At 61.7% G+C, this 22,079-nt stretch carries 19 protein-coding genes and 2 tRNA genes (1 of these 21 cut by a window edge); 6 read left to right on the forward strand and 15 right to left on the reverse strand.

The annotated features are described in order from the left end of the window. From AC07OP_RS13240 to AC07OP_RS13255, 4 genes are all read left to right on the forward strand, one after another. Nucleotides 1–40, forward strand: a tRNA-Leu gene (locus AC07OP_RS13240) (it extends 147 nt beyond the left edge of the window). A gap of 154 nt (nt 41–194) precedes the next feature. Then, a tRNA-Leu gene (locus AC07OP_RS13245) sits at nt 195–281 on the forward strand. 145 nt (nt 282–426) lie between these two features. Further along, nucleotides 427–1,452, forward strand: coding sequence for an iron ABC transporter substrate-binding protein (locus AC07OP_RS13250; RefSeq protein WP_065925621.1), 1,026 nt, complete (start codon nt 427–429; stop codon nt 1,450–1,452). Then, a complete protein-coding gene (locus tag AC07OP_RS13255; RefSeq protein ID WP_495101326.1) occupies nt 1,452–3,017 on the forward strand; it encodes an ABC transporter permease in 1,566 nt (521 codons plus the stop codon). The genes AC07OP_RS13250 and AC07OP_RS13255 overlap by 1 nt, the downstream gene beginning before the upstream one ends. Nucleotides 3,018–3,063: 46 nt before the next feature. On the opposite strand, the gene AC07OP_RS13260 is transcribed toward AC07OP_RS13255, so the two are convergent. From AC07OP_RS13260 to AC07OP_RS13315, 12 genes are all read right to left on the reverse strand, one after another. Beyond that, nucleotides 3,064–4,998, reverse strand: a complete 1,935-nt coding sequence (locus AC07OP_RS13260; RefSeq protein ID WP_115486399.1) for a methyl-accepting chemotaxis protein — start codon at nt 4,996–4,998, stop codon at nt 3,064–3,066. A gap of 139 nt (nt 4,999–5,137) precedes the next feature. Then, nucleotides 5,138–6,427 carry an adenylosuccinate synthase gene (locus AC07OP_RS13265; RefSeq protein ID WP_027604896.1) on the reverse strand — a complete coding sequence of 430 codons (1,290 nt, stop codon included), beginning with the start codon at nt 6,425–6,427 and terminating at the stop codon, nt 5,138–5,140. A gap of 54 nt (nt 6,428–6,481) precedes the next feature. After that, on the reverse strand, nt 6,482–7,669 hold the full coding sequence (locus tag AC07OP_RS13270; RefSeq protein WP_092359361.1) for an ATP phosphoribosyltransferase regulatory subunit: 1,188 nt from the start codon (nt 7,667–7,669) through the stop codon (nt 6,482–6,484). A 293-nt stretch (nt 7,670–7,962) separates the two neighbouring features. Next, complete coding sequence (gene hflC / locus AC07OP_RS13275) at nt 7,963–8,829, reverse strand: protease modulator HflC (protein ID WP_010213607.1); 867 nt, start codon at nt 8,827–8,829, stop codon at nt 7,963–7,965. Beyond that, a complete protein-coding gene (gene hflK / locus AC07OP_RS13280) occupies nt 8,829–10,004 on the reverse strand; it encodes an FtsH protease activity modulator HflK (protein ID WP_065925625.1) in 1,176 nt (391 codons plus the stop codon). Before hflK ends, hflC begins: the two co-directional genes overlap by 1 nt. A 96-nt stretch (nt 10,005–10,100) precedes the next feature. Beyond that, nucleotides 10,101–11,402, reverse strand: a complete 1,302-nt coding sequence (hflX, locus tag AC07OP_RS13285; protein ID WP_027604899.1) for a ribosome rescue GTPase HflX — start codon at nt 11,400–11,402, stop codon at nt 10,101–10,103. 12 nt (nt 11,403–11,414) lie between these two features. Next, complete coding sequence (hfq, locus tag AC07OP_RS13290; RefSeq protein ID WP_003171355.1) at nt 11,415–11,675, reverse strand: RNA chaperone Hfq; 261 nt, start codon at nt 11,673–11,675, stop codon at nt 11,415–11,417. Nucleotides 11,676–11,769: 94 nt separating this feature from the next. After that, nucleotides 11,770–12,741 (reverse strand): tRNA (adenosine(37)-N6)-dimethylallyltransferase MiaA, encoded by a 972-nt coding sequence (miaA, locus tag AC07OP_RS13295; RefSeq protein WP_108573628.1) that lies wholly within the window; start codon nt 12,739–12,741, stop codon nt 11,770–11,772. Continuing rightward, nucleotides 12,741–14,654, reverse strand: coding sequence for a DNA mismatch repair endonuclease MutL (mutL, locus tag AC07OP_RS13300; protein ID WP_495101327.1), 1,914 nt, complete (start codon nt 14,652–14,654; stop codon nt 12,741–12,743). The genes miaA and mutL overlap by 1 nt, the downstream gene beginning before the upstream one ends. Then, complete coding sequence (locus AC07OP_RS13305) at nt 14,654–16,075, reverse strand: N-acetylmuramoyl-L-alanine amidase (RefSeq protein WP_092489328.1); 1,422 nt, start codon at nt 16,073–16,075, stop codon at nt 14,654–14,656. Before AC07OP_RS13305 ends, mutL begins: the two co-directional genes overlap by 1 nt. Before the next feature lie 15 nt (nt 16,076–16,090). Continuing rightward, complete coding sequence (gene tsaE / locus AC07OP_RS13310; protein ID WP_141156599.1) at nt 16,091–16,561, reverse strand: tRNA (adenosine(37)-N6)-threonylcarbamoyltransferase complex ATPase subunit type 1 TsaE; 471 nt, start codon at nt 16,559–16,561, stop codon at nt 16,091–16,093. Then, nucleotides 16,549–17,409 carry an NAD(P)H-hydrate dehydratase gene (locus tag AC07OP_RS13315; protein WP_495101328.1) on the reverse strand — a complete coding sequence of 287 codons (861 nt, stop codon included), beginning with the start codon at nt 17,407–17,409 and terminating at the stop codon, nt 16,549–16,551. The genes tsaE and AC07OP_RS13315 overlap by 13 nt, the downstream gene beginning before the upstream one ends. A gap of 63 nt (nt 17,410–17,472) precedes the next feature. Here AC07OP_RS13315 and queG point away from each other — a divergent pair, with 63 nt between their 5' ends. Further along, nucleotides 17,473–18,537, forward strand: a complete 1,065-nt coding sequence (gene queG, locus AC07OP_RS13320; RefSeq protein ID WP_027604905.1) for a tRNA epoxyqueuosine(34) reductase QueG — start codon at nt 17,473–17,475, stop codon at nt 18,535–18,537. Here the strand turns inward: queG and AC07OP_RS13325 are convergent. After that, a complete protein-coding gene (locus AC07OP_RS13325) occupies nt 18,534–19,148 on the reverse strand; it encodes a trimeric intracellular cation channel family protein (protein ID WP_027604906.1) in 615 nt (204 codons plus the stop codon). The genes queG and AC07OP_RS13325 overlap by 4 nt on opposite strands. 175 nt (nt 19,149–19,323) lie before the next feature. Further along, on the reverse strand, nt 19,324–19,866 hold the full coding sequence (gene orn / locus AC07OP_RS13330; RefSeq protein WP_010213620.1) for an oligoribonuclease: 543 nt from the start codon (nt 19,864–19,866) through the stop codon (nt 19,324–19,326). A gap of 108 nt (nt 19,867–19,974) precedes the next feature. Between orn and rsgA the strand changes: the two genes are divergently transcribed. Beyond that, complete coding sequence (gene rsgA / locus AC07OP_RS13335) at nt 19,975–21,006, forward strand: small ribosomal subunit biogenesis GTPase RsgA (RefSeq protein ID WP_017734951.1); 1,032 nt, start codon at nt 19,975–19,977, stop codon at nt 21,004–21,006. 49 nt (nt 21,007–21,055) lie between these two features. On the opposite strand, the gene motB is transcribed toward rsgA, so the two are convergent. Further along, complete coding sequence (gene motB / locus AC07OP_RS13340) at nt 21,056–22,078, reverse strand: flagellar motor protein MotB (protein ID WP_495101329.1); 1,023 nt, start codon at nt 22,076–22,078, stop codon at nt 21,056–21,058. Nucleotide 22,079 lies beyond the last annotated feature (1 nt).

Here is a 22,079-nt window from a genome sequence, read left to right on the forward strand (position 1 = left end):
TCGCAAGGTCGTGGAAGTTCGAGTCTTCTCCTGGGCACCAAATTCAGATCAAACCCGCGAAAGCGGGTTTTTTCGTTTCAGGCTTCTGATTTTTAACGAGAAAATCGATTTATATTTTTCGAATCAGGGGTTTACAGATTAAAAAGCCCGCCGTATAGTTCGCCCCATCAACAGCGGCAACGCTGCTTGATAATGCCCAGGTGGTGAAATTGGTAGACACGCCAGCTTCAGGTGCTGGTGATCGCAAGGTCGTGGAAGTTCGAGTCTTCTCCTGGGCACCAAATTCAGATCAAACCCGCGAAAGCGGGTTTTTTCGTTTCCGGGGTTTGAAAACTCCACCAGCAATTTCCCTCCTTCGGCGCACTTGAGAAGTTTTATCGTTTATCCTTGCAATGATTTGTTGCACTCAAGTGAGGAAAACCCCGGATGATGATCCGCGATACCCGTCTCAAGACATCCCTTCTGCGTGGCCTGACCATCACTCTGCTCGGCCTGACCCTACTCTCCCCCGCCGCCTATTCCGCCGACAAGGTCTCCCTGACCCTGTACAACGGCCAACACAAAGAAGTCGGCGATGAACTCGCCAAGGCCTTCGAAGCCAGGACCGGCATTCACGTCAACGTACGCAAGGGCAGCAGCAACCAACTGGCCAGCCAAGTCGTGGAGGAAGGCGACCGCTCCCCTGCCGACGTGATCTACACCGAAGAATCGCCGCCATTGAACAAACTTGGCGAGCAAGGCCTGCTGGCCAAGATCGATGCAGGCACGCTCGACGTCCTACCCAAGGATTACGTCGGCCGTAACGGCGACTGGATGGGCGTGACCGCACGCACCCGCGTCGTAGCCTTCAACCCCAAACTGATTGCCGAGAAAGACCTGCCCAAGTCGGTATTGGATTTCGCCGGCCCCGAGTGGCAAGGCAAGGTCGGCTTTGTACCTACCAGCGGCGCCTTCCAGGAACAGGCCGTGGCGATCATCAAGCTGCACGGCCGTGAAGCCGCCGAAGAATGGCTGACCGGTCTGCGCGCCTTCGGCAAGGTGTACAGCAACAACATGGTCGCCCTGAAGGCCGTGGAAAACGGCGAAGTAGCCACCGTACTGGTGAACAACTACTACTGGTTTGCCCTGAAGAAAGAAAAAACCAACCTCGATTCCCAACTGCACTACTTCACCGATGGCGATGCCGGCGGCCTGATCACCGTGTCTTCGGCGGCCGCGCTGAAATCCAGCAAGCATCCCAAAGAAGCCCAGCAACTGCTGGCGTTCATGGCCAGCGAAGAAGGCCAGCGCGTGATTACCACGACCTCGGCCGAGTACCCGCTGCGCAAAGGCATGGAATCCAACCGCGGCCTTAAGCCCTTCAGCGAACTGCAGCCGCCGAAAGTCACACCTGCCGACCTGGGCAACGCAGAAGAAGCCCTGGACCTGGAACGTGAGGTTGGCTTGAACTGATGAACCCATCGCTACCCACACCCGCCCTGCGCGGGGGGTTCAGCCCGCGCCGCAAGCGCCCTTCGATCTGGCTGCTGCTCCCCGTCCTGCTACTGGTTGGCCTGAGCCTATTGCCACTGGTGTATGTCGGGCTGAAGGCCTGGCAAGCGGGCTGGGAGCAGGCGGTGCATCTGCTCTGGCGCCCCTATGTGTTCGGGCTGCTGCGCAATACCTTGGCGCTGATGGTCGGCGTGACGGTGGCGTGCGGCGTGATCGGTCTGTCCCTGGCCTGGCTGCTGGAACGCAGCAATCTGCCAGGGCGCCGCCTCTGGGGTGTGGTCCTGTGCCTGCCGTTCGCGGTGCCGGCGTTTGTCAGCAGCTTCACCTGGGTATCCCTGAGCGCCAACTTCGAAGGGCTCGGCGGCGCGATCCTGGTGATGACCCTGTCCAAATACCCGCTGGTGTTTTTGCCAGTGGCCGCAACCTTGCGCAACCTGGACCCCTCCCTTGAAGAATCGGCCCGCACCCTGGGGCTGAATCGCTGGGGCATATTCCTGCGCATCACCCTGCCCTTGCTATGGCCGTCGCTGCTGGCCGGGGCACTGCTGATTGCCCTGCATATGCTGGTGGAGTTCGGCGCGCTGTCGATCATCGGCCTGCAAACCTTCACCACCGCGATCTACCAGCAATTCGAGTTGGAATTCAGCAATGCCAATGCCGCGATGCTTTCGGCGGTATTGCTGGTAATGTGCCTGACCCTGCTGTGGCTGGAACTGCGCGTGCGCGGCAAGGGCCGGCACGTGCGCATCGGCCAGGGCGCGGCGCGGCATGCGGCGCAGGTTCGCTTGGGCAAGTGGGCGCCACTGGGCCAGCTGTATTGCCTGGCGCTGGCGATCATCGGCAGCGGCATCCCCTTGGGCATGCTCGGCTATTGGCTGGCGGTGGGTTCATCGGCGGCATTTCCAGTGGCCGAGATTGGCGAGGCATTGCTGTCCTCCCTGGCGCTGTCGCTGGGGGGCGCGGCGCTGTGCCTGGCGCTGGCGGTACCGGTGGGGCTGCTGGTGGTGCGCTACAAGGGCCGACTGGCAATCTGGGCCGAGCGCCTGCCGTACCTGCTGCACGCCCTGCCCGGTCTGGTGATTGCGTTGACACTGGTGTATTTCGCCCTGCATTACGTGCCGGCGCTGTACCAGACGTCGGCGTTGCTGCTGATCGCCTATGCCTTGTTGTTTCTTCCATTGGCCCAGGCGCCGATCCGCACGGCCTTGAACAAGGCGGCGCCGCAGCTGGAAGAGGCTGCACGCACGCTGGGGGCATCGTCGCTCAGTGCGTTTTGCCGAGTGACGCTGCCGATTATTTTTCCGGCATTGGGTGCGGCATTTGCGCTGGTGTTCCTAGACGCCATGAAGGAATTGACGGCGACGCTGCTGCTCAGCCCCACCGGGCTGAATACCTTGGCGACTGCCGTGTGGGCGCACACCTCGAATGTGGAGTTTGCGGCGGCGGCGCCTTATGCGGCGCTGTTGATAGTGGTGTCGGGGTTGCCGGTCTATCTGCTGACAACTCGGATGTACCTGAGCCGCTGAGATCGCTATCGGGGGCAAGCCCCCGATGAGACCAGAACAGACGACGCTAAGCCCGGAACTGCCCCAAGCTCGCCTTCAACTGCGCCGCCAACCCATCCAGCACCTTGCCACTGGCGGTAGTCTCCACCACCGCCTGCGCCGCACGCTCGGCCTGGGCATGGATCACCTCGACCCGGCCTCGTACCGCATGGGCGCCCTGGGCCTGATGCTCGGCGGCGCGGGTCGCCAGACCAATCGCTGCATGCACCTGTTCCACCGAGGCCTGCACCGTCTGCTGCAAGCGCACGCTGTCGCGCAGCACCAGCAAACCTTCGTTGGCCTGGCGCCCGGCCTTGCCGATGGTTTCCACCGCCTCCCGCGCGCCCTGCTGCAACGCAACGATATGCGCCTGGATATCGCCGGTAGAACTTTGGGTCTTACTGGCCAACGCACGTACTTCGTCCGCCACCACCGCAAAGCCCCGCCCGGTCTCGCCCGCACGCGCGGCTTCAATGGCCGCGTTGAGCGCCAGCAGGTTGGTCTGCTCGGCGATACCATGGATGACCGTCAGCACCACTTCGATCTGCTCGCTTTGCTGGGCCAGGCGCTCGATAACCTGGGACCCGGCCTGGACCTGCCCCGCCAACGCCTCGATCAAACTGCCAACTTCGGCCGACGTGCGCGAGTTCTCGTCCGTCGCCTGACGAATATCCACCACCTGCTGCAACGCCGCCTGCATGGCGTGGCTTTCGGCCTGGGCCTCGTCGGCCATTTGCGACAGCGCGCGCAAACTCTCCGCCACCTCATCACGCTGCAAGCCAGCGGCCGCATCGGCGCCGGCATTGCGCAAGGTCATGGCGCCGATTTCCACGCCGGTACGCTGGGCCACATCGCCCGCCTCGCGCACGATGGGTTGCAACTTATCCACAAAGCGATTGACCGCCGAGGCCATGTCGCCGATTTCGTCCTTGCTGTTGATCTGCACGCGCTTGGTGAGGTCGCCCTCGCCTGCTGCCAGGTCATCCATGGCCGCGATAAGCAGTTTCAGGCGATTGACCACACGACGACCGAGAACCACGGCGATCAGCAGCAATACGCCGAAACCGACCAGCGCCAGCCCCATACCGATGCGCCAACGCAAGGTGCCGGCAGCCTCCTGCACGGCGCCGGTGGTGTTGACGGTCATCTGGGTCGCAGTGGCTTGCGCCGACTGCAGGCGAGCGCCCATGGCCGCCGCGCTATCCGCCGCCGCACCTTTGAGGCTGTCGCCGACCAACTGATCACCGCTGGCTATCAGTGCGGCAAAACGCTTGTCCAGCGCTTGCAGATCGGCCTCGACGGACGCGGTCGACACCCCCATGAGTACCTTGCCAATCTCCACGCCGTTAGGGCTGATGGACGCCTCGACGTAGAACACCGAAGGATCGTTCTTCGCGGCATTCAGGACCTTGTCCAGGGCGCGATCGCCTTGGCCTTTTTCCAGCAACGCCTTGTTGATCGGATTTTCGCGATTCAGATAACGAGTCAGGTGCTCACCCGCCGCGTCGTCATAGACCACGAACAGCACGTTGGGATTGCGCTGGGCGCGCCGGGCAAACTCGGACAGCGTTGGCACATCGCTGTCCCACATGGCGCGGGGCGCCACCGAGGCCAGCAGTTGCGCCATATCGTTGGCGGAGTCTTGCAGGTCTTTTTCCAGAGTCGCACGCAACTGTTTCTGCTCTGCCTGCAGGCGCTCGGAAAGCCCGGCGGTCAGACGCTGACGGGTACTGGTGGACAAGCTGTCCAGGCTCGACGTGACTTCCTTGCCGGCCTGGGCCAGTTCACCGGACAGCTTCTGGCTGTCGATGCCCAGGCGATTGCCTAAATCGGCCTCCAGCGCCGTGACTGTGCTCCGGGTGAGAGCGACCGCCACCAGCACTTGCACCAAAAGAGCGATACCTAGGGTAACGAACACCGGCCGCAACAGACGGCTTTGTAACAATGAGAGAACGGCAGACATCGGGAATCCCTCCATCACGGGTGCCATTAATTTGATAGCACCGCGAAAGAAAGAAACATAGCAAGGGTCGTGCCGCTTGGCATGCAGATACGACAAAGGGCTCCCGAAGGAGCCCTTTGCTTTTTACATCAATAGCTTATTAAGCGAACGGGTGACGCAGAACGATGGTCTCGTTGCGATCCGGGCCCGTCGAAATAATGTCAATCGGCGCACCGATCAGCTCTTCAACGCGCTTGATGTAGGCACGGGCATTGGCTGGCAACTCTTCCAGGGTCTTGGCACCCACGGTCGACTCGCTCCAGCCCGGCACTTCTTCGTACACAGGCTGCAGGCCCACGTAGCTGTCGGCGTCAACCGGGGCAACGTCCTTGCCTTCGGCATCTTTGTAGCCGACGCAGATGTTGATGGTTTCCAGGCCGTCGAGTACATCCAGCTTGGTGAAGCAGATGCCCGAGATGCTGTTCACATCGATCGCGCGACGCAGGATAACGGCGTCGAACCAGCCACAGCGACGAGCACGGCCGGTGGTCGCGCCGAATTCGTGACCCTGCTTGGCCAGGTGCGCACCGACTTCGTCGAACAGTTCAGTCGGGAACGGGCCCGAACCTACACGGGTGGTGTAGGCCTTGGTGATGCCGAGGATGTAGTCCAGGAACATAGGACCAACGCCCGAACCGGTAGCGACGCCGCCGGCAGTGGTGTTGGAGCTGGTCACGTACGGGTAGGTACCGTGGTCGATGTCCAGCAACGAACCCTGGGCGCCTTCGAACATGATGTCCTTGCCGGCGCGACGCAGGTCGTGCAGCTCGGCGGTCACATCCAGCATCAGCGGCTTGAGCAGCTCAGCGTATTCCTTGCACTCGGCCAGGGTCTTGTCGAATTCGATGGCTGGCTCTTTGTAGTAACCCACCAGCATGAAGTTGTGGTAATCCACCAGTTCACGCAGCTTGTCTTCAAAGCGCGGCATGTTGAGCAGGTCGCCCACACGCAGGCCACGACGCGCGACCTTGTCTTCGTAGGCCGGGCCGATGCCGCGACCGGTGGTGCCGATCTTCAGCTCGCCACGGGCCTTTTCACGGGCCTGGTCCAGCGCAACGTGGAAGGACAGGATCAGCGGGCAGGACGGGCTGATACGCAGGCGCTCGCGCACCGGTACGCCTTTCTCTTCCAGCTTGGTGATCTCACGCAACAGGGCATCCGGCGCAACCACGACGCCGTTGCCGATCAGGCACTGCACGCCTTCGCGCAGGACGCCCGACGGGATCAGGTGCAAGACGGTTTTTTCGCCGTCGATGACCAGGGTGTGGCCAGCGTTGTGGCCGCCTTGGTAGCGCACTACGGCGGCAGCATGTTCGGTCAGCAGATCAACGATCTTGCCTTTGCCCTCATCACCCCATTGGGTGCCCAGGACTACGACATTCTTACCCATAACACTTGTCCTCATTCGCGCAAACTTGGTGCCGGCGATGGCCGGCAGGAAAACTCAAGAAGCCAGTGGCGATACTTGCCAAAGCCCGTTCTGCAGAATCAATTGCCGGTCGCAGTCCGCTTCACGGGCGGCGGCCAATGGCTGCCCAGGCAATGCCTGGACAACACGCTGACCCTCACTGCGCAACTGGCAAACCTGCTGCCAGAGTGCTGCGTCCGTACTGTCGGGCATCCAGATGCCACCAGACGGCAGCTCGACCTCAGCACGCCCCAGGGTCACCAGGGTTTTCAAATCGGTGGAAAAGCCGGTGGCCGGACGCGCACGACCGAAGTCGGCGCCGATGTCGTCGTAACGACCACCTTGGGCGATGGCCTGGCCAACACCCGGCACAAACACCGCGAACACCACACCGGTGTGGTAGTGGTAGCCGCGCAGCTCGCCCAAATCAAAATACAGCGGCAACTGCGGGAACCGCGCCGACAACCGCTCAGCAATCGCCAGCAGGTCATCCAGTGCAGCCAATACCGGCGCCGGCGCCTTGGCCAGGCGTTCACGTGCAGCCACCAGCACTTCACGGCCGCCACACAGGTTGACCAGTGCACGCAGCATCTCGGCCAGATCCGCAGGCACGCCAGCGGTCAGGGCGATGACTTCATCGATCGCCTTGCGCTGCAGGGCATCGAACAGCTGTTGCTCGGCTTCACCGGACAAACCGGCCGCACGGGCCAGGCCACGGTAGATACCCACGTGACCGAGGTCCATGTGGACATCTGGCACATCAGCCAGTTGCAGCATGGCCAGCATCAGGCTGATCACTTCAACGTCGCTGCTCGGGCTGGCATCACCGTACAACTCCGCGCCCAACTGGATCGGGCTGCGGGAGGACGACAAGGCACGCGGTTGAGCGTGCAGCACGCTGCCGGCGTAGCACAGGCGGCTCGGGCCTTCGCGGCGCAGGGTGTGCGCATCGATGCGTGCCACTTGCGGCGTGATGTCGGCACGGAACCCCATTTGCCGGCCCGATTGCGGGTCGATGACCTTGAAGGTGCGCAGATCCAGGTCCTGGCCCGCGCCGGTCAGCAGGGATTCCAGGTACTCGATATGGGGGGTCACGACAAACTCGTAACCCCAGCTCTGGAACAGATCCAACACCTGGCGACGCGCTACTTCAATGCGCGCAGCTTCTGGTGGCAGTACTTCTTCGATGCCATCTGGCAGCAGCCAGCGGTCTACCGTTGCCATTACGCCATTCCCCTATGATCCGGGCGGCCAGCCCTCGGCCGAGCCTTGAGTGAAGCAGAAAATACCCGCCCCCTGCATAAACCACGCGCAAGAGCGACGTGACGAACGACCTGTTAACGGCCTCGTCGGGCACTTTCCTCGAAAAACCTGTCACGCCTGCCGAATCAAACATGCAGACGCAAAAAAGCCGGGAATTTCCCGGCTGCCGCATCATACACCCGTTTTCTGAAAGGATCACCCCGCCAGGCGTTTTAGCCGCCCGACGGAGTGCGCCCTACAAAATCACGGGCTGGTTACTTGGACTTTTCCAGGTAGCGGAAGAAGTCGCTGCTTGGGTCCAGCACCATGACGTCGGTTTTGTTCGCGAAGCTTTCACGGTAGGCACGCAGGCTACGGTAGAACGCGTAGAACTCCTGGTCCTGGCCGTAAGCCTTGGCGTAGATCGCCGCAGCTTGAGCATCACCGTCACCACGAGCCTCTTCAGACTCGCGATAGGCTTCTGCCAGCAGTACACGACGCTGACGGTCGGCATCCGCACGGATACCTTCAGCCAGCTCGTTACCCTTGGCACGGTGCTCACGGGCCTCACGCTCACGCTCGGTGCTCATGCGCTCGAACACGCTGCGGTTCACTTCCTTCGGCAAATCGATGGCCTTGACCCGAACATCGACAACTTCGATGCCCAGCTCTTTTTCCGCCATCGTGTTCAACGAACGGGTGATATCCGCCATCAGCGCATCACGTTCACCAGACACCACCTCGTGCAGGGTGCGCTTACCAAACTGGTCACGCAGGCCCGATTCCAGACGGCGCGACAAACGCTCGTCGGCAATCTGCTTGAGGCCGGAGGTCGCAGTGTAGAAGCGCTCGGCGTCCTTGACGCGCCACTTGGCGTAGGCGTCAACCATCACGGCTTTCTTTTCCAGGGTCAGGAAGCGCTGTGTCGGTGCATCCAGGGTCATCAGGCGGGCGTCGAACTTGCGCACCTGGTTGACGTAGGGGACTTTCACATGCAGGCCCGGCTGGACATCCGCCTGGACCACGCGACCGAATTGCAGCAGCACCGCACGCTCGGTCTGAGCCACGATGTAGAAGCAGTTCCAGGCAGCGATGACCACGACGACGCCCACAATCAGGGCGGTCAGCGATTTATTGCTCATCAACGACTCTCCCTGGTACGTGTTTGCTGTTGCAGCAAGTCAGCGGCCGCACGGGCGCTCGCTTCATTGGCAGCGGCATTGGAACCGGTGGACGGTGCACTGGAGCTGCTGCGACCACCTTCGATCATCTTGTCCAGCGGCAGGTACAGCAGGTTGTTCTGCCCACCCTTGCTGCCGGTCACGAGGACCTTGCTGGTATTGCTGAAGACTTCCTGCATGGTGTCCAGGTACAGACGCTCACGCGTCACTTCAGGCGCCTTGCGATACTCGGCGACCAGCTTGGTAAAGCGATCCGCTTCACCCTTGGCACGGGAGACCACTTCGTCACGGTAACCGTTGGCATCCTCGAGGATACGCTGGGCCTGGCCACGGGCTTCCGGCACGACGCCGTTGGCGTAGGTTTCAGCCTGGTTGCGCGAACGCTGTTCGTCTTCACGGGCGCGGATCACGTCGTCGAAGGCTTCCTGCACTTCACGCGGTGCCGCTGCGCTCTGTACGTTCACCTGGGTGACGGTGATACCGGTGCGATAGGTATCGAGGAACCGTTGCAGACGCTCCTTGATTTCGCTGGCCATCAGCTCACGACCTTCGGTCAGCACCTGGTCCATGGCGGTGGAACCCACCACGTGGCGCAGGGCGCTTTCGGTTGCGTGCTGCAGGCTGATTTCCGGCTGATCGACGTTCAGCACGAAGTCCTGCAGGTTGCTGATCTTGTACTGCACGGTCAGCGGCACTTCGACGATGTTCTCGTCTTCGGTCAGCATCTGGCCCTGCTTGGTGTAGGCACGCTCACGCGTGACGTTCTCCATGTACTTCTTGTCGATCGGCGGGAAATAGATATTCAGGCCAGGACCGACAGTCTCGTAGTACTTGCCGAAGCGCAGCACCACGGCTTGCTCCTGCTCGTCCACGACGTATACGGCGCTGTACAGCCATACGGCCGCCAGCACGACAAGACCCAGGCCCAGCAGGCCGTAGCCGCCGCCCTTACTGGTGCGACCACCTTCGTCACCACCCCGTTTTTTTCCACCACCGAACAACCCATTCAGGCTTTCCTGCAGCTTTCGGAAGGCCTCGTCGAGATCTGGTGGCCCCTTGCGGTCGCCATTATTGCGGCGCTTACCACCCCAAGGATCCTGATTATTCGAGTTGCCACCCGGCTCATTCCAAGCCATAGCGCTCTCCATCTGATAAAGCAAAGACGCACCCACGGCGCGCCGACCAATGCTACAGAATGCCTGCTACTGCGGCACAACCGCTTTCGGAGGCTTTTATTGCAAAGTGTGTTGTTCGATGAACTCTGTCGGTACTACGCCTTCACGGCTGACCAGCCGATTGAGCTCCGAGCGCGGCAATCGAACGGCCAGCAAGCTGACACCTTCTTCGTCGTGTTCTTCTTTCTGTACCGCGCCCAGCTCGAAAAACTGTGCACGCAGTCGAGCAAAACGCTGAGGCAAGCGCAAGGTGCCGACGAACAAATCGCTGCCGAGCAATTCGGCAATGGCTTGTTCAAGCAGCTCCAGACCACTGCCATCGCGCGCCGACAGCCAGACCCGCTGGGGCTTGCCGTTCTCGTCGCGCTGGATTTGTGGCTCAACGCCTTCAAGCAAATCGAGTTTGTTATAGACCTCGAGGATCGGCAAGTCCTGGGCACCAATCTCACCCAGCACGACCATCACCTGTTCAATCTGCAACATACGATCCGGTTCGGCCGCATCGATCACGTGCAACAACAGGTCGGAATTGCTCGACTCTTCGAGCGTAGACCGAAATGCCTCGACCAGCTTGTGGGGCAGGTGCCGAATGAAACCCACGGTGTCGGCCAGGACAATCGGCCCCAGGTCGTCAATATCCAGACGGCGCAAGGTCGGGTCGAGGGTAGCGAACAGTTGGTCAGCCGCGTACACATCCGATTTGGTCACGTTGTTGAACAGCGTGGACTTGCCGGCGTTGGTGTAGCCCACCAGGGACACGGTAGGAATATCGGCACGTGAACGGCCACGTCGCGATTGCTCGCGCTGGCTACGCACCTTCTCCAGCCGGCCCTTGATCTGACGCAGGCGAACCCGCAGCAGGCGGCGGTCGGTTTCCAACTGGGTTTCACCCGGGCCCCGCATGCCGATACCGCCACCCTGACGCTCAAGGTGAGTCCAACCACGAACCAGCCGGGTGCTCATGTGGTCAAGCTGGGCCAGTTCGACCTGGAGCTTGCCCTCATGGGTACGGGCGCGTTGGGCGAAAATATCGAGAATCAGGCCGGTGCGGTCGATCACGCGACACTCGAATACACGTTCGAGGTTACGTTCCTGACTGGGCGTGAGGGTGTGATTGAAGATCACCAGATCGGCTTCTTCGGCATGGACCAGGTCGCGCAGTTCCTCGACCTTGCCGCTGCCAATCAGGAATTTGGCGGTTGGCCGATGACGCGGCACGTTAAAAAACGCAACGGTCTCGGCGCCGGCCGAATTTGCCAACTCCTGAAACTCCTGCGGATCTTCGCGCGCCTCAGGGTCCTGTCCATCCAAGTGAACGAGGATGACTCGCTCACCACCACCGTGGCGCTCAAAGAACAAAGGAGACTCCTATCAGGCGTTACCTGGCTCAGCGTCAGCTGCATCATCACCGGCGGCGCTAGGCAGACGGATTGGACGAACTGGAACCACTGTCGAGATAGCGTGCTTGTAGACCATCTGGCTGACGGTGTTTTTCAGCAGGATCACGAACTGGTCGAACGACTCGATCGTGCCTTGCAGCTTGATACCGTTGACCAGGTAGATGGAAACCCCCACTTTCTCTTTACGTAAAGTATTCAAGTAAGGGTCTTGTAGCGAATGCCCTTTTGACATGTGCCGCACTCCTTTAAGGATCAATAATAAAAAATCGGAAAATAGATAGCTTATGGCCGTCACACCCCCAAGGATAGACGGCAATTGCAAGGACTCAGCTCAATATGGAGACCGTTCCCAAGTATTTCAAGGCGCGTGACAGATTGTCGCTGTCCAGGCTGTCCAACCAGTGCAAATCGCTCCAGCTGCGCAGCCAGGTGAACTGGCGCTTCGCTAATTGGCGCGTGGCAATGATGCCGCGCTCCTGCATTTCGGCTGACGTCAGCTTGCCATCCAGATGATCCCAGACTTGGCGGTAGCCTACAGCACGTATGGAAGGCAACCCTGGATGCAGGTCACCTCTTGAACGCAGTGCTACGACCTCGTCCACAAACCCCTGTTCCAACATAATTGTGAATCTTTGTGCAATTCGTTCATGCAGCACCTGGCGATTTGCCGGAGCGATGGCCAGATTCGCCACAGTATAGGGCAATTGTGACTGTCCAGATGCGCCTGCATCAGCACTTTGCGCAGTTTGTTTCAGCCGCAGTTCAGTCATGGTCTGCCCACTGACCCGCCAGACTTCCAGGGCGCGACTGAGGCGCTGGGGATCATTGGGGTGAATACGCGCGGCAGATACCGGGTCAACCGCTGCCAACTGGTCGTGCAGGGCTTGCCAGCCAAGGCGTGCAGCCTCTTCTTCGAGTTCGGCGCGCACCTGGGCATCGGCGGGTGGCATGTCGGCCAGCCCTTCCTGCAAAGCCTTGTAGTAGAGCATCGTGCCGCCCACCAGCAAGGGGATGTTGCCCCGCGCGGTGATTTGCGCCATGGCGGCCAGGGCGTCGGTGCGGAAATCCGCTGCGGAATAGCTCTCGGCCGGGTCGATGATGTCGATCAACCGATGCGGATACTGCGCCAGCAGCGCTTTGGAAGGCTTGGCGGTGCCGATGTCCATGTCCCGGTAAACCAGGGCAGAGTCGACACTGATCAGCTCGCACGGCAGCACTTTGGTGAGCTCGATGGCCAGGTCGGTCTTGCCGGCGGCCGTGGGGCCCATCAGGAAGATCGCGGGGGGCAAGGCACTCATCAACGGCCGCGCAAGAACAGTTTGTCCAGATCATCCAGGCCCATCTGGGTCCAGGTCGGACGGCCATGGTTGCACTGGCCACTGCGTTCGGTGTTTTCCATGTCGCGCAGCAGGCCGTTCATTTCCGGCAAGGCCAGGCGGCGATTGGCGCGGATAGCGCCGTGGCAGGCCATGGTGCCGAGCAGTTCGTTGATGTGTGCCTGGATACGGTCACTGGTGCCGTACTCCATCAGGTCAGCCAATACATCGGCCACCAGCCGGTTGGCCTCGGCCTGCTTGAGCAGCGCGGGAATCTGGCGAATCGCCAGGGTCTCAGGGCCCAGGCGCTGCAACTCGAAGCCCAGTTTCTGGAACACACCATGATGTTCTTCAGCGCAATCAGCCTCACGCTGGCTGACCGCCAGGGATTCCGGAACCAGCAACGGCTGGCCACTCAGGCCTTCGCTGGCCATGGCGATTTTCAGGCGCTCGTACATGATCCGCTCGTGGGCGGCGTGCATGTCCACCAGCACCAGGCCATGGGCATTTTCCGCGAGGATATAGATGCCCTTGAGCTGCGCCAACGCGTAACCCAGGGGTGGGATATCACCGCCACCTTCCGGCAAGGCCACGGCGCCCGGCTCGGCACTTGGCAGCGGCGCAAAGAATTCACGATAGGCAGCCTGCGCTTCGGCGACCGGCACGGCCGATTGCGGACGCGGTGTGTATTGGTACTGATAACCCGCTCCCGAGCCAGAGCCCGGCGCCGTATAGCTCGGCTGGGGTTGCGGCGATTGCAGCAGGTTTGCCGCCAGGCTCATTTCGCCCTGAGGGCCAAACTCGCCCGCTTCGGGGCCGCTCGGCCGCACCACCGCCGTCACGATGGGCGCAGACAACTGGTCATCCGGGCGCACATCGCCCAGGGCACGGTGCAAGGTGCCATAGAGGAAGTCATGCACCATGCGTCCGTCACGGAAGCGTACTTCGTGCTTGGTCGGGTGCACGTTGACGTCCACTACCGAAGGGTCGACCTCGAAAAACAGCACAAAGGTCGGATGCCGGCCGTTGAACAGCACATCGCGATAAGCCTGGCGCACCGCGTGGGCCACCAGTTTGTCGCGTACCGCGCGGCCATTCACAAAGAAATACTGCAAGTCCGCCTGGCTGCGGGAGAAGGTCGGCAAGCCCACCCAACCCCACAGGCGCAGGCCATTGCGTTCGATCTCAATCGGCAGCGCCTGTTCCAGGAACCCCGCACCGCACACTGCCGCGACACGGCGAGCACGCGCGGCGTCGTCGTTGGCTTCGTGCAGGCTGAGGATGGTCTTGCCGTTGTGGCGCAGGTGAAACGCCACATCGAAACGCGCCAGGGCCAGGCGCTTGATGACTTCTTGCAGGTGATCGAATTCGGTTTTTTCGGCCTTGAGGAATTTGCGCCGCGCCGGGGTGTTGAAGAACAGGTCGCGCACTTCCACCGAGGTGCCCACCGGGTGGGCAGCGGGCTGGACCCGAGGCGCCATGTCGCGGCCTTCGGTTTCCACCTGCCAGGCCTGCTCGGCATCACGGGTGCGCGACGTCAGGGTCAGGCGCGCCACGGAGCTGATGGAAGCCAATGCCTCACCGCGAAAGCCCAGGCTCATCACCCGCTCCAGGTCTTCCAGGTCGCGGATCTTGCTGGTGGCGTGACGGGCCAGGGCCAGCGGCAGGTCATCGGAGGAGATCCCACTGCCATCGTCGCGGACGCGCAGCAGCTTGACGCCGCCCTGCTCCACATCGACATCGATACGCTTGGCGCCGGAGTCGATGCTGTTCTCCAGCAACTCCTTGATCACCGAGGCCGGCCGTTCAACGACCTCGCCCGCCGCAATCTGGTTGGCGAGGCGCGGGCTGAGCAATTCAATGCGCGACCCGCTGTTCAAGACTGATTCGCTCATTACTGTGCCGCCAATTCAGTGCCGGGGATGGTCAATACCTGGCCGATTTTCAACTCATCGCTCTTCAGGTTGTTGGCGCTGCGCAGGGACGCGGCCGAGACCTGGAAACGCACGGCCAGCATGGCCACGGTGTCGCCGGGCTGCACGCGATGGTCGCGCGGGCCCTGGGCGATTTTGCCGGAGTCACGCAGCCAGGCAATGTAGGTGCCCGGCGGCGGGTTCTGCTGGAAGAACTGGCGCACGCCAGCACTGATGGAGCGCGCCAAGGCCTGCTGGTGGCTGGCACTGGCCAGCTTCGAGGCTTCGTTGGCGTTGGAGATAAACCCGGTTTCCACCAGGATCGATGGGATGTCCGGCGATTTCAACACCATGAACCCGGCCTGCTCCACGCGCTGCTTATGCAACGAGGTCACCCGGCCGATGTTGCTCAACACCTTCTGGCCGACGTTCAAGCTGGAGGTCAGCGAGGCCGTCATCGACAGGTCAAGCAGTACACCGGCGAGCATCTTGTCCTTGTCATCGAGGGACACGTTGCCGGCCCCGCCGATCAAGTCGGAACGGTTTTCGCTGTCGGCCAGCCAGCGGGCGGTCTCGGACGTGGCGCCGCGATCCGACAGAGCAAACACCGAGGCACCGAAGGCGGCAGCCGAAGGTGCGGCGTCGGCATGGATCGAGACGAACAGATCGGCGCCCTTCTTACGGGCGATTTCGGTACGGCCGCGCAACGGAATGAAGTAGTCGCCGGTACGGGTCAGTTCGGCGCGGTAGCCTTTCATGCCGTTGACCTGGCGCTGCAGCTCACGGGCGATGGCCAGCACCACATCTTTCTCATGCTGGCCGCGCGAGCCGGAGGCGCCCGGGTCTTCACCGCCGTGGCCGGCATCGATCACCACGATAATGTCGCGCTTGCCGGCCGGTGCTGGCGGCGGTGGTGGCAGCTTGACCTGGGGTTGGGACGGGTTGACCGGTACGGCCGGCACTGTCGCCACGGCCGGGGTTGGCGCCGGCGGCGGCGCGGCATCGGCGGCGTTGTCGAACAGATCGACCACCAGCCGGTTGCCGTATTGGGCATTTGGCGCCAGGGAGAAGCTTTTCGGGGTCACGACCTTTTTCAGGTCGATCACCACCCGCAGGTCGGTCGGCGTGCGCTGCGCCGAGCGCATGGCGGTAATCGGCGTGTTGGCGGTGGACACGTTCAACGGCGCGGCCAAGGTCGCACCATTGATATCGATCACCAGGCGATCGGGCGCCGTGAGGGTAAAGACACTGTGCTGGACCGGGCCAGACAGGTCGAACACCAGTCGCGTGTTATCCGGCGCTCGCCACAGGCGAACACTCTTCACCTGTGAAGCAGCCAGAGCATTGACAGTCATTGCCGCAAGCAACACCCCTACGACAGCAACCAACGCGCGAAAGCGCATACCTAACCCCACCAATTATTTGAATTCCAAAGCCAGAGCGACGCACCACGACTCACCGCGCGCACCCTGGGGCAACAACTTCAGCTGACGTCCGTGACCATGCGGCGTAATGGTAATGGTCAGGTCCGGCTTTGGCAAAAAGCCTGTGCCTTTATCTGGCCACTCGATCAGGCACAGCGCGTCTTCATCGAAGTAATCACGGATGCCCATGAACTCGAGTTCTTCGGGATCCACCAGGCGGTAGAGGTCGAAGTGGAAAGCCCGCACTGCGCCGATCTCGTAGGGTTCAACCAGAGTGAACGTGGGACTCTTGACCGCCCCCGTGTGGCCCAGACCGCGAATGATCCCCCGGGACAGCGTGGTCTTGCCCGCCCCCAGGTCGCCTTCAAGAAAGATCAGGCCTGACCCGGCCGTAACCTGGGCAATACGCTGACCTAACGCCACCATGGCGTCTTCATCGGCCAGGAAAAGAATTACTTCAGACACGGCGACTGTTCCTCCAGCAATTGACGAATGGCGGGTATCAGGTCGCTGGCGGACAGCCCGCGACCAAAGCTGCCCTGACGATCCCCCGCCGTGGCGTGCAACCAGACAGCCAGGCAGCTGGCTTCATAGGCCGGCATGCCCTGGGCCAGCAGCGCACCTACCAGGCCGGCCAAAACGTCACCGAGGCCCGCCGTCGCCATCGCCGGATGGCCTTGGTCACAGCGTGAAACGCGCCCGTCCGGGCTGGCAATCAAACTGCCAGCACCCTTGAGGATAGCCACTGCCTTGAATTTCTGACTCAACGCGCGCGCCACCTTAAGACGGTCGGCCTGAACCTCGGCTGTCGAAATCCCCAACAAGCGCGCCGCTTCCCCCGGATGCGGAGTGATCACGCAATGGGCCGGCAGGCTCACGCTGCCAGTCGCCAGTTGATTGAGCGCATCGGCATCCCAGACCTGCGGCTGCCGTGCATTGGCTGCGACGGACAACAGGCTTTTACCCCAGGCGGCTTCGCCCAGGCCGGGGCCAATGACGATTACCGAGATTTTTTCCAGCAAGCCCATCAACTGGTTGGCCGAACTCACGCCGACGCTCATGACTTCCGGCAAACGCGCCAGCGCGGCCGGCACGTGCTCAAGGCGAGTGGCCAGGGACACCATGCCCGCGCCACTGCGCAGGGCGCTTTCGGCACTCAACAGCGCGGCACCGCCAAAGCCCCGGTCGCCGCCAATCATCAGCAGGTGACCGAACTGGCCTTTATGGGCGTCAGGGGAACGCGCAGCCAGTTGCGGCAAATGGCCGTGCAACAAAGGCTGAACGTCGGTTATTTCGTGTTTTGTCTGCGGCATGCGTCTTCAAGCTCCGATGTCTGGCAGAATTATACGCATCTAACCTGTGGTTTCCCGTGTCTCATGCCCGCTATTACCTCCGATCTGCCCGCCCTCGCCCAATCGATCAAAGACTGGGGCCGCGAGCTGGGCTTTCAACAAGTCGGCATTAGCGGCCTGGACCTGGCCGAGCATGAACACCATCTGCAACGCTGGCTCGACGCGGGCTACCACGGCGAGATGGACTACATGGGCGCCCATGGCAGCAAACGCTCGCACCCGGACGAACTGGTGCCAGGCACCCTGCGCGTGGTGTCGCTGCGCATGGATTACCTGCCCGGCGACACGCAGATGGCGCAACTCCTGGCAAAACCGGAAAAAGCCTACATCTCCCGTTATGCCCTGGGCCGCGACTACCACAAGCTGATCCGCAAGCGCGTGCAGCAGTTGGCCGACCGCATCCAGGCGCAGATCGGCCCTTTCGGCTTTCGCGCCTTTGTCGACAGTGCGCCCGTGCTGGAAAAGGCCATTGCCGAACAAGCCGGCCTTGGCTGGATCGGTAAAAACACCCTGGTGCTCAATCGCAAGGCTGGCAGTTATTTCTTCCTCAGCGAACTGTTTGTCGATTTGCCGCTGCCCGTGGATCCACCCCACGCCACCGAGCACTGCGGGCGCTGCACCGCCTGCCTGGATATCTGCCCCACCAACGCGTTTGTCGGCCCCTATGTGCTGGACGCCCGGCGCTGCATTTCCTACCTGACCATCGAACTCAAGAGCGCGATCCCGGAAGACCTGCGCCCGCTGATCGGCAATCGGGTATTCGGCTGCGATGACTGTCAGATCGTTTGTCCGTGGAATCGTTTCGCGCGACCCACTGCCGAAAGCGATTTCAAGCCACGGCACAACCTGGATAACGCGGAACTGGCGGAGCTGTTCATGTGGGATGAGGATAAATTCCTCAGCAGTACCGAAGGCTCACCGTTGCGCCGTGCCGGTTACGAGCGCTGGCTGCGCAACCTGGCGGTGGGCCTGGGCAATGCGCCGTCGAGCATTCCGGTGCTGGAAGCCTTGAAGGCGCGTCGGGATTACCCGTCGGAGCTGGTGCGCGAGCATGTGGAATGGGCGCTGAACCAGCACGCATCGCGCTAGTGCACGTCGTCGTTGTAGACGAACTTGGGCATTTCCCAGTGAAACCGGATCGCCAGCAGGCGCAATAGAAAGCCGCTGAACAGGGTCAGTAGAATCGCCTGCTCGCTGGGCAGTTCCAGGTAGAGGCACAGCAGGTAGAACCAGGCGGCGAGGAATGACACGCTGGCATACAGTTCACGGCGGAAGATCAGCGGAATGTCGTTGCAGAAGATATCCCGCAGAATGCCGCCGAAGACGCCGGTGATCACCCCGCTGACCGAGGCCACCAGCATGCCGTGGCCCATTTCCAGGGCGGTCATGCAGCCGATCAAGGTGAACGCGACCAGGCCCACGGCATCCAGCGCGAGGAACAGCGAGCGCAGGCGACGCATCAAGGGTGCGATAAAGATCGTCACCAGCGCCGCGATGGAGGTCAGCACCAGGTATTCCGGGTGCTTGACCCACGTCAGCGGGTAGTGGCCGAGCAATACGTCGCGTACCGAGCCGCCGCCCAATGCCGTCACGCAGGCGATCAGCACCACACCAAACCAGTCCATGCCGCGCCGGCCGGCGGACAACGCGCCGGTCATGGCTTCGGCGGTGATGGCGATGAGGTAGAGCATCAGCAGCATGAAGGCGATCCTTGTAGTGAGCGGGCTTGCCCCGCGCTGGGCTGCGCAGCAGCCCCAAATACTTGGCGATGATATCTATAGGGAAAAATGCGGCAACAGCAGTGGGGCCGCTACGCAGCCCAGCGCGGGACAAGCCCGCTCACTACAGAAAGCCCGGACACGGCAAGAAACCGTTTCAAGCCTTGATGAAATGCTTGCGGTAATGCTGCAGCTCGGCGATCGACTCGCGAATATCATCCAGCGCCAGGTGGGTGCTGCCTTTATGGAAGCTGTCCTTGACCTCCGGCGCCCAGCGCGCAGCCAGTTCCTTGAGCGTGGACACATCCAGGTTGCGGTAGTGGAAGTAGCTTTCCAGCGCTTTCATATGGGTATAAAGGAAGCGACGATCCTGGCAGATGCTATTGCCGCAGATCGGCGATTTACCCTTGGGCACCCACTTCTCCAGGAAGGCAATGGTTTCGGCTTCGGCTTCGGCCATGCTGATGCGGCTGTCACGCACACGCTGGGTCAGGCCGGAGTTGCCGTGGGTTCGGGTGTTCCACTCGTCCATGGTGGCGAGCACGGCGTCGCTGTGGTGGATGGCGATCACCGGACCTTCGGCCAAGGTGTTGAGGTTGCTGTCGGTGACAATGGTCGCCATCTCGATGATGACGTCGGTGTCTGGGTTCAGACCGGTCATTTCCAGATCGATCCAAATCAGGTTCTGTGGGTTTTGCATGGCTTGATTCTCTTGGCACCTTGGCGTAGCTGCGCAGTTTAGCAGGCGGGGCCGTGCTAGACTCGCGACCGTTTTACCCAACCTTTGCATTATCGACACGGAACACCAATGGCCAAACGCCAGCTCAATCGTCGCCAAAACTGGCGCATCGAAAAGATTCAAGGTGAACGCGCCGCCCGCGCCGCCAAACGTGAATCCTCCGCCGTGGAAGCGCTCGAGGGCGGCGACCTGGGCCCCGAACAGACGGGCCTGGTAATCGCGCACTTCGGTGTGCAGGTCGAAGTCGAGGCGCTGGAAGGCGAACTCGCGGGCCAGGTGTTCCGCTGCCACTTGCGTGCCAACCTGCCTGCGCTGGTCACCGGCGACAAGGTGGTCTGGCGCGCCGGCAACCAGGGCATCGGCGTGATCGTCGCCCAACTGCCGCGCACCACCGAGCTGCGCCGCCCCGACAGCCGTGGCCAGCTCAAGCCGGTAGCGGCCAACGTCGACATGATCGTGATCGTGTTTGCACCGCTGCCCGAGCCCCATGCCAACCTGATCGACCGCTACCTGGTGGCGGCCGAGCATGCCGGCATTCGCCCGTTATTGCTGCTGAACAAATTCGACCTGATCGACGAGCAGAATGCCCCCGCGCTCAACGCGCTGCTGGCGGTCTACCGCACCCTGGGCTACCCGGTGCTGGAAGTCTCGGCCCATCACGGCAATGGCATGGAACAGCTGCAACAGCAGTTGGACGGACGTATCAGCGTCTTTGTCGGCCAGTCGGGCGTGGGCAAATCCTCGCTGGTCAATAGCCTGCTGCCGGAAGTCGATACCCGCGTGGGCCCGCTGTCGGAGCTGTCCGGCCAGGGCACCCACACCACCACCACGGCGCGGCTGTTCCACTTCCCGGGCGGCGGTGAGTTGATCGACTCCCCGGGCATCCGTGAATTCGGCCTCGGCCACGTCAGCCGCAGCGACGTGGAAGCGGGCTTTATCGAATTCAACGACCTGATCGGCACCTGCCGCTTCCGCGATTGCAAACACGATCGCGAGCCGGGCTGCGCCCTGCTCAAGGCCCTGGAAGACGGCCGCGTGCAGCAGCAGCGAATGAACAGCTATCGGTCGATTATTGCGAGCTTGCCGGAAAGCAGTTACTAAACTGGCGAAACAACAAGGCCGCGATCATCGCGGCCTTGTTGTATATGGCTTAGGAACCCGTCCCCGGCACCGTAGGATCTTTCACCCCACCATCATCAAACAGGTTCAGCTTCTGCCGCAGTTCATGGGCCGGCAATGGCTCCTGCCCTGTCGGGATGGCGTTAGGGTCGGCCGGCACTTCACCTGGCCCGCCCGCTCCCTGGGTTGGCACCGGCGGCGCGACATGTTGGTCACCTTCAATCGCACGCTGGGCCTTTTTGGTCAGCACGACGATATCGATGCGGCGGTTGATCGGGTTGAACGGATCCTTGGGATCAAACAGCTGCGAAGACGCAAAACCCACCACCCGTGCCACTTGCGGGTCCGGATAGCTGCCGGCCACCAGCGCACGACGCGCGGCGTTGGCACGGTTGGCGGAAAGCTCCCAGTTGCCGAAGTCACCCTGGCCCGCGTAAGGCTTGGCATCGGTGTGGCCGCTGATGCTGATCTTGTTCGGCACCGCCTTGATGGTGTCGGCCATGGCCAGCAGGATGTCTTCAAAGTACGGTTTCAAACGCGCGCTGCCAGAGTCGAACATCGGCCGGTTGGCGGCGTCGGTGATCTGGATACGCAAGCCATCCGGGGTGATTTCGAACGAAATCTGATCCTTGAACTTCAGCAGTTGCGGGTTTTCCTCAACCTTGGTCTGCAACTCTTGCAGCAACAGTTCAAGACGCTCCTGCTCGACCTGCTCGGCCATGGCTTCGACGGTATCGCGCTCGATCGGGATTTTTTCCTGCGGTGCTTCGGTCTTGACTTCCGGGTTGATGGTGCGCTCAGGCGCCAACTGCGGCGAACCGCCCAGGTCGATCACGAAGGGCGTGCCGCTTTCCGAGAAGCCAATCGGGTCTTTGAAGTAGCCGGCAATGGCAATCTTCTGTTCGGGCGTGGCGGTGGACATCAGCCACAGCACCAGGAAGAACGCCATCATCGCCGTGGCAAAGTCGGCGAAGGCGATTTTCCAGGCGCCGCCATGGTGCCCCGCAGCGAAGCGCTTGACGCGCTTGATGATTATCGGCTGGTTGTTTTCCATG

The organism is Pseudomonas sp. GW821-FHT09D08, from assembly GCF_059416305.1.

What these genes read in the sequence shown, in the direction of transcription:
- AC07OP_RS13325 (WP_027604906.1), bottom strand. Translation starts at nt 19,148, where the DNA reads ATGCTGCTGATGCTCTACCTCATCGCCATCACCGCCGAAGCCATGACC.
- motB (WP_495101329.1), bottom strand. Translation starts at nt 22,078, where the DNA reads ATGGAAAACAACCAGCCGATAATCATCAAGCGCGTCAAGCGCTTCGCT.
- AC07OP_RS13265 (WP_027604896.1), bottom strand. Translation starts at nt 6,427, where the DNA reads ATGGGTAAGAATGTCGTAGTCCTGGGCACCCAATGGGGTGATGAGGGC.
- AC07OP_RS13255 (WP_495101326.1), top strand. Translation starts at nt 1,452, where the DNA reads ATGAACCCATCGCTACCCACACCCGCCCTGCGCGGGGGGTTCAGCCCG.
- AC07OP_RS13260 (WP_115486399.1), bottom strand. Translation starts at nt 4,998, where the DNA reads ATGTCTGCCGTTCTCTCATTGTTACAAAGCCGTCTGTTGCGGCCGGTG.
- AC07OP_RS13315 (WP_495101328.1), bottom strand. Translation starts at nt 17,409, where the DNA reads ATGCCGCAGACAAAACACGAAATAACCGACGTTCAGCCTTTGTTGCAC.
- hflK (WP_065925625.1), bottom strand. Translation starts at nt 10,004, where the DNA reads ATGGCTTGGAATGAGCCGGGTGGCAACTCGAATAATCAGGATCCTTGG.
- mutL (WP_495101327.1), bottom strand. Translation starts at nt 14,654, where the DNA reads ATGAGCGAATCAGTCTTGAACAGCGGGTCGCGCATTGAATTGCTCAGC.
- miaA (WP_108573628.1), bottom strand. Translation starts at nt 12,741, where the DNA reads ATGAGTGCCTTGCCCCCCGCGATCTTCCTGATGGGCCCCACGGCCGCC.
- hfq (WP_003171355.1), bottom strand. Translation starts at nt 11,675, where the DNA reads ATGTCAAAAGGGCATTCGCTACAAGACCCTTACTTGAATACTTTACGT.
- AC07OP_RS13270 (WP_092359361.1), bottom strand. Translation starts at nt 7,669, where the DNA reads ATGGCAACGGTAGACCGCTGGCTGCTGCCAGATGGCATCGAAGAAGTA.
- rsgA (WP_017734951.1), top strand. Translation starts at nt 19,975, where the DNA reads ATGGCCAAACGCCAGCTCAATCGTCGCCAAAACTGGCGCATCGAAAAG.
- AC07OP_RS13305 (WP_092489328.1), bottom strand. Translation starts at nt 16,075, where the DNA reads ATGCGCTTTCGCGCGTTGGTTGCTGTCGTAGGGGTGTTGCTTGCGGCA.
- AC07OP_RS13250 (WP_065925621.1), top strand. Translation starts at nt 427, where the DNA reads ATGATGATCCGCGATACCCGTCTCAAGACATCCCTTCTGCGTGGCCTG.
- orn (WP_010213620.1), bottom strand. Translation starts at nt 19,866, where the DNA reads ATGCAAAACCCACAGAACCTGATTTGGATCGATCTGGAAATGACCGGT.
- hflC (WP_010213607.1), bottom strand. Translation starts at nt 8,829, where the DNA reads ATGAGCAATAAATCGCTGACCGCCCTGATTGTGGGCGTCGTCGTGGTC.
- queG (WP_027604905.1), top strand. Translation starts at nt 17,473, where the DNA reads ATGCCCGCTATTACCTCCGATCTGCCCGCCCTCGCCCAATCGATCAAA.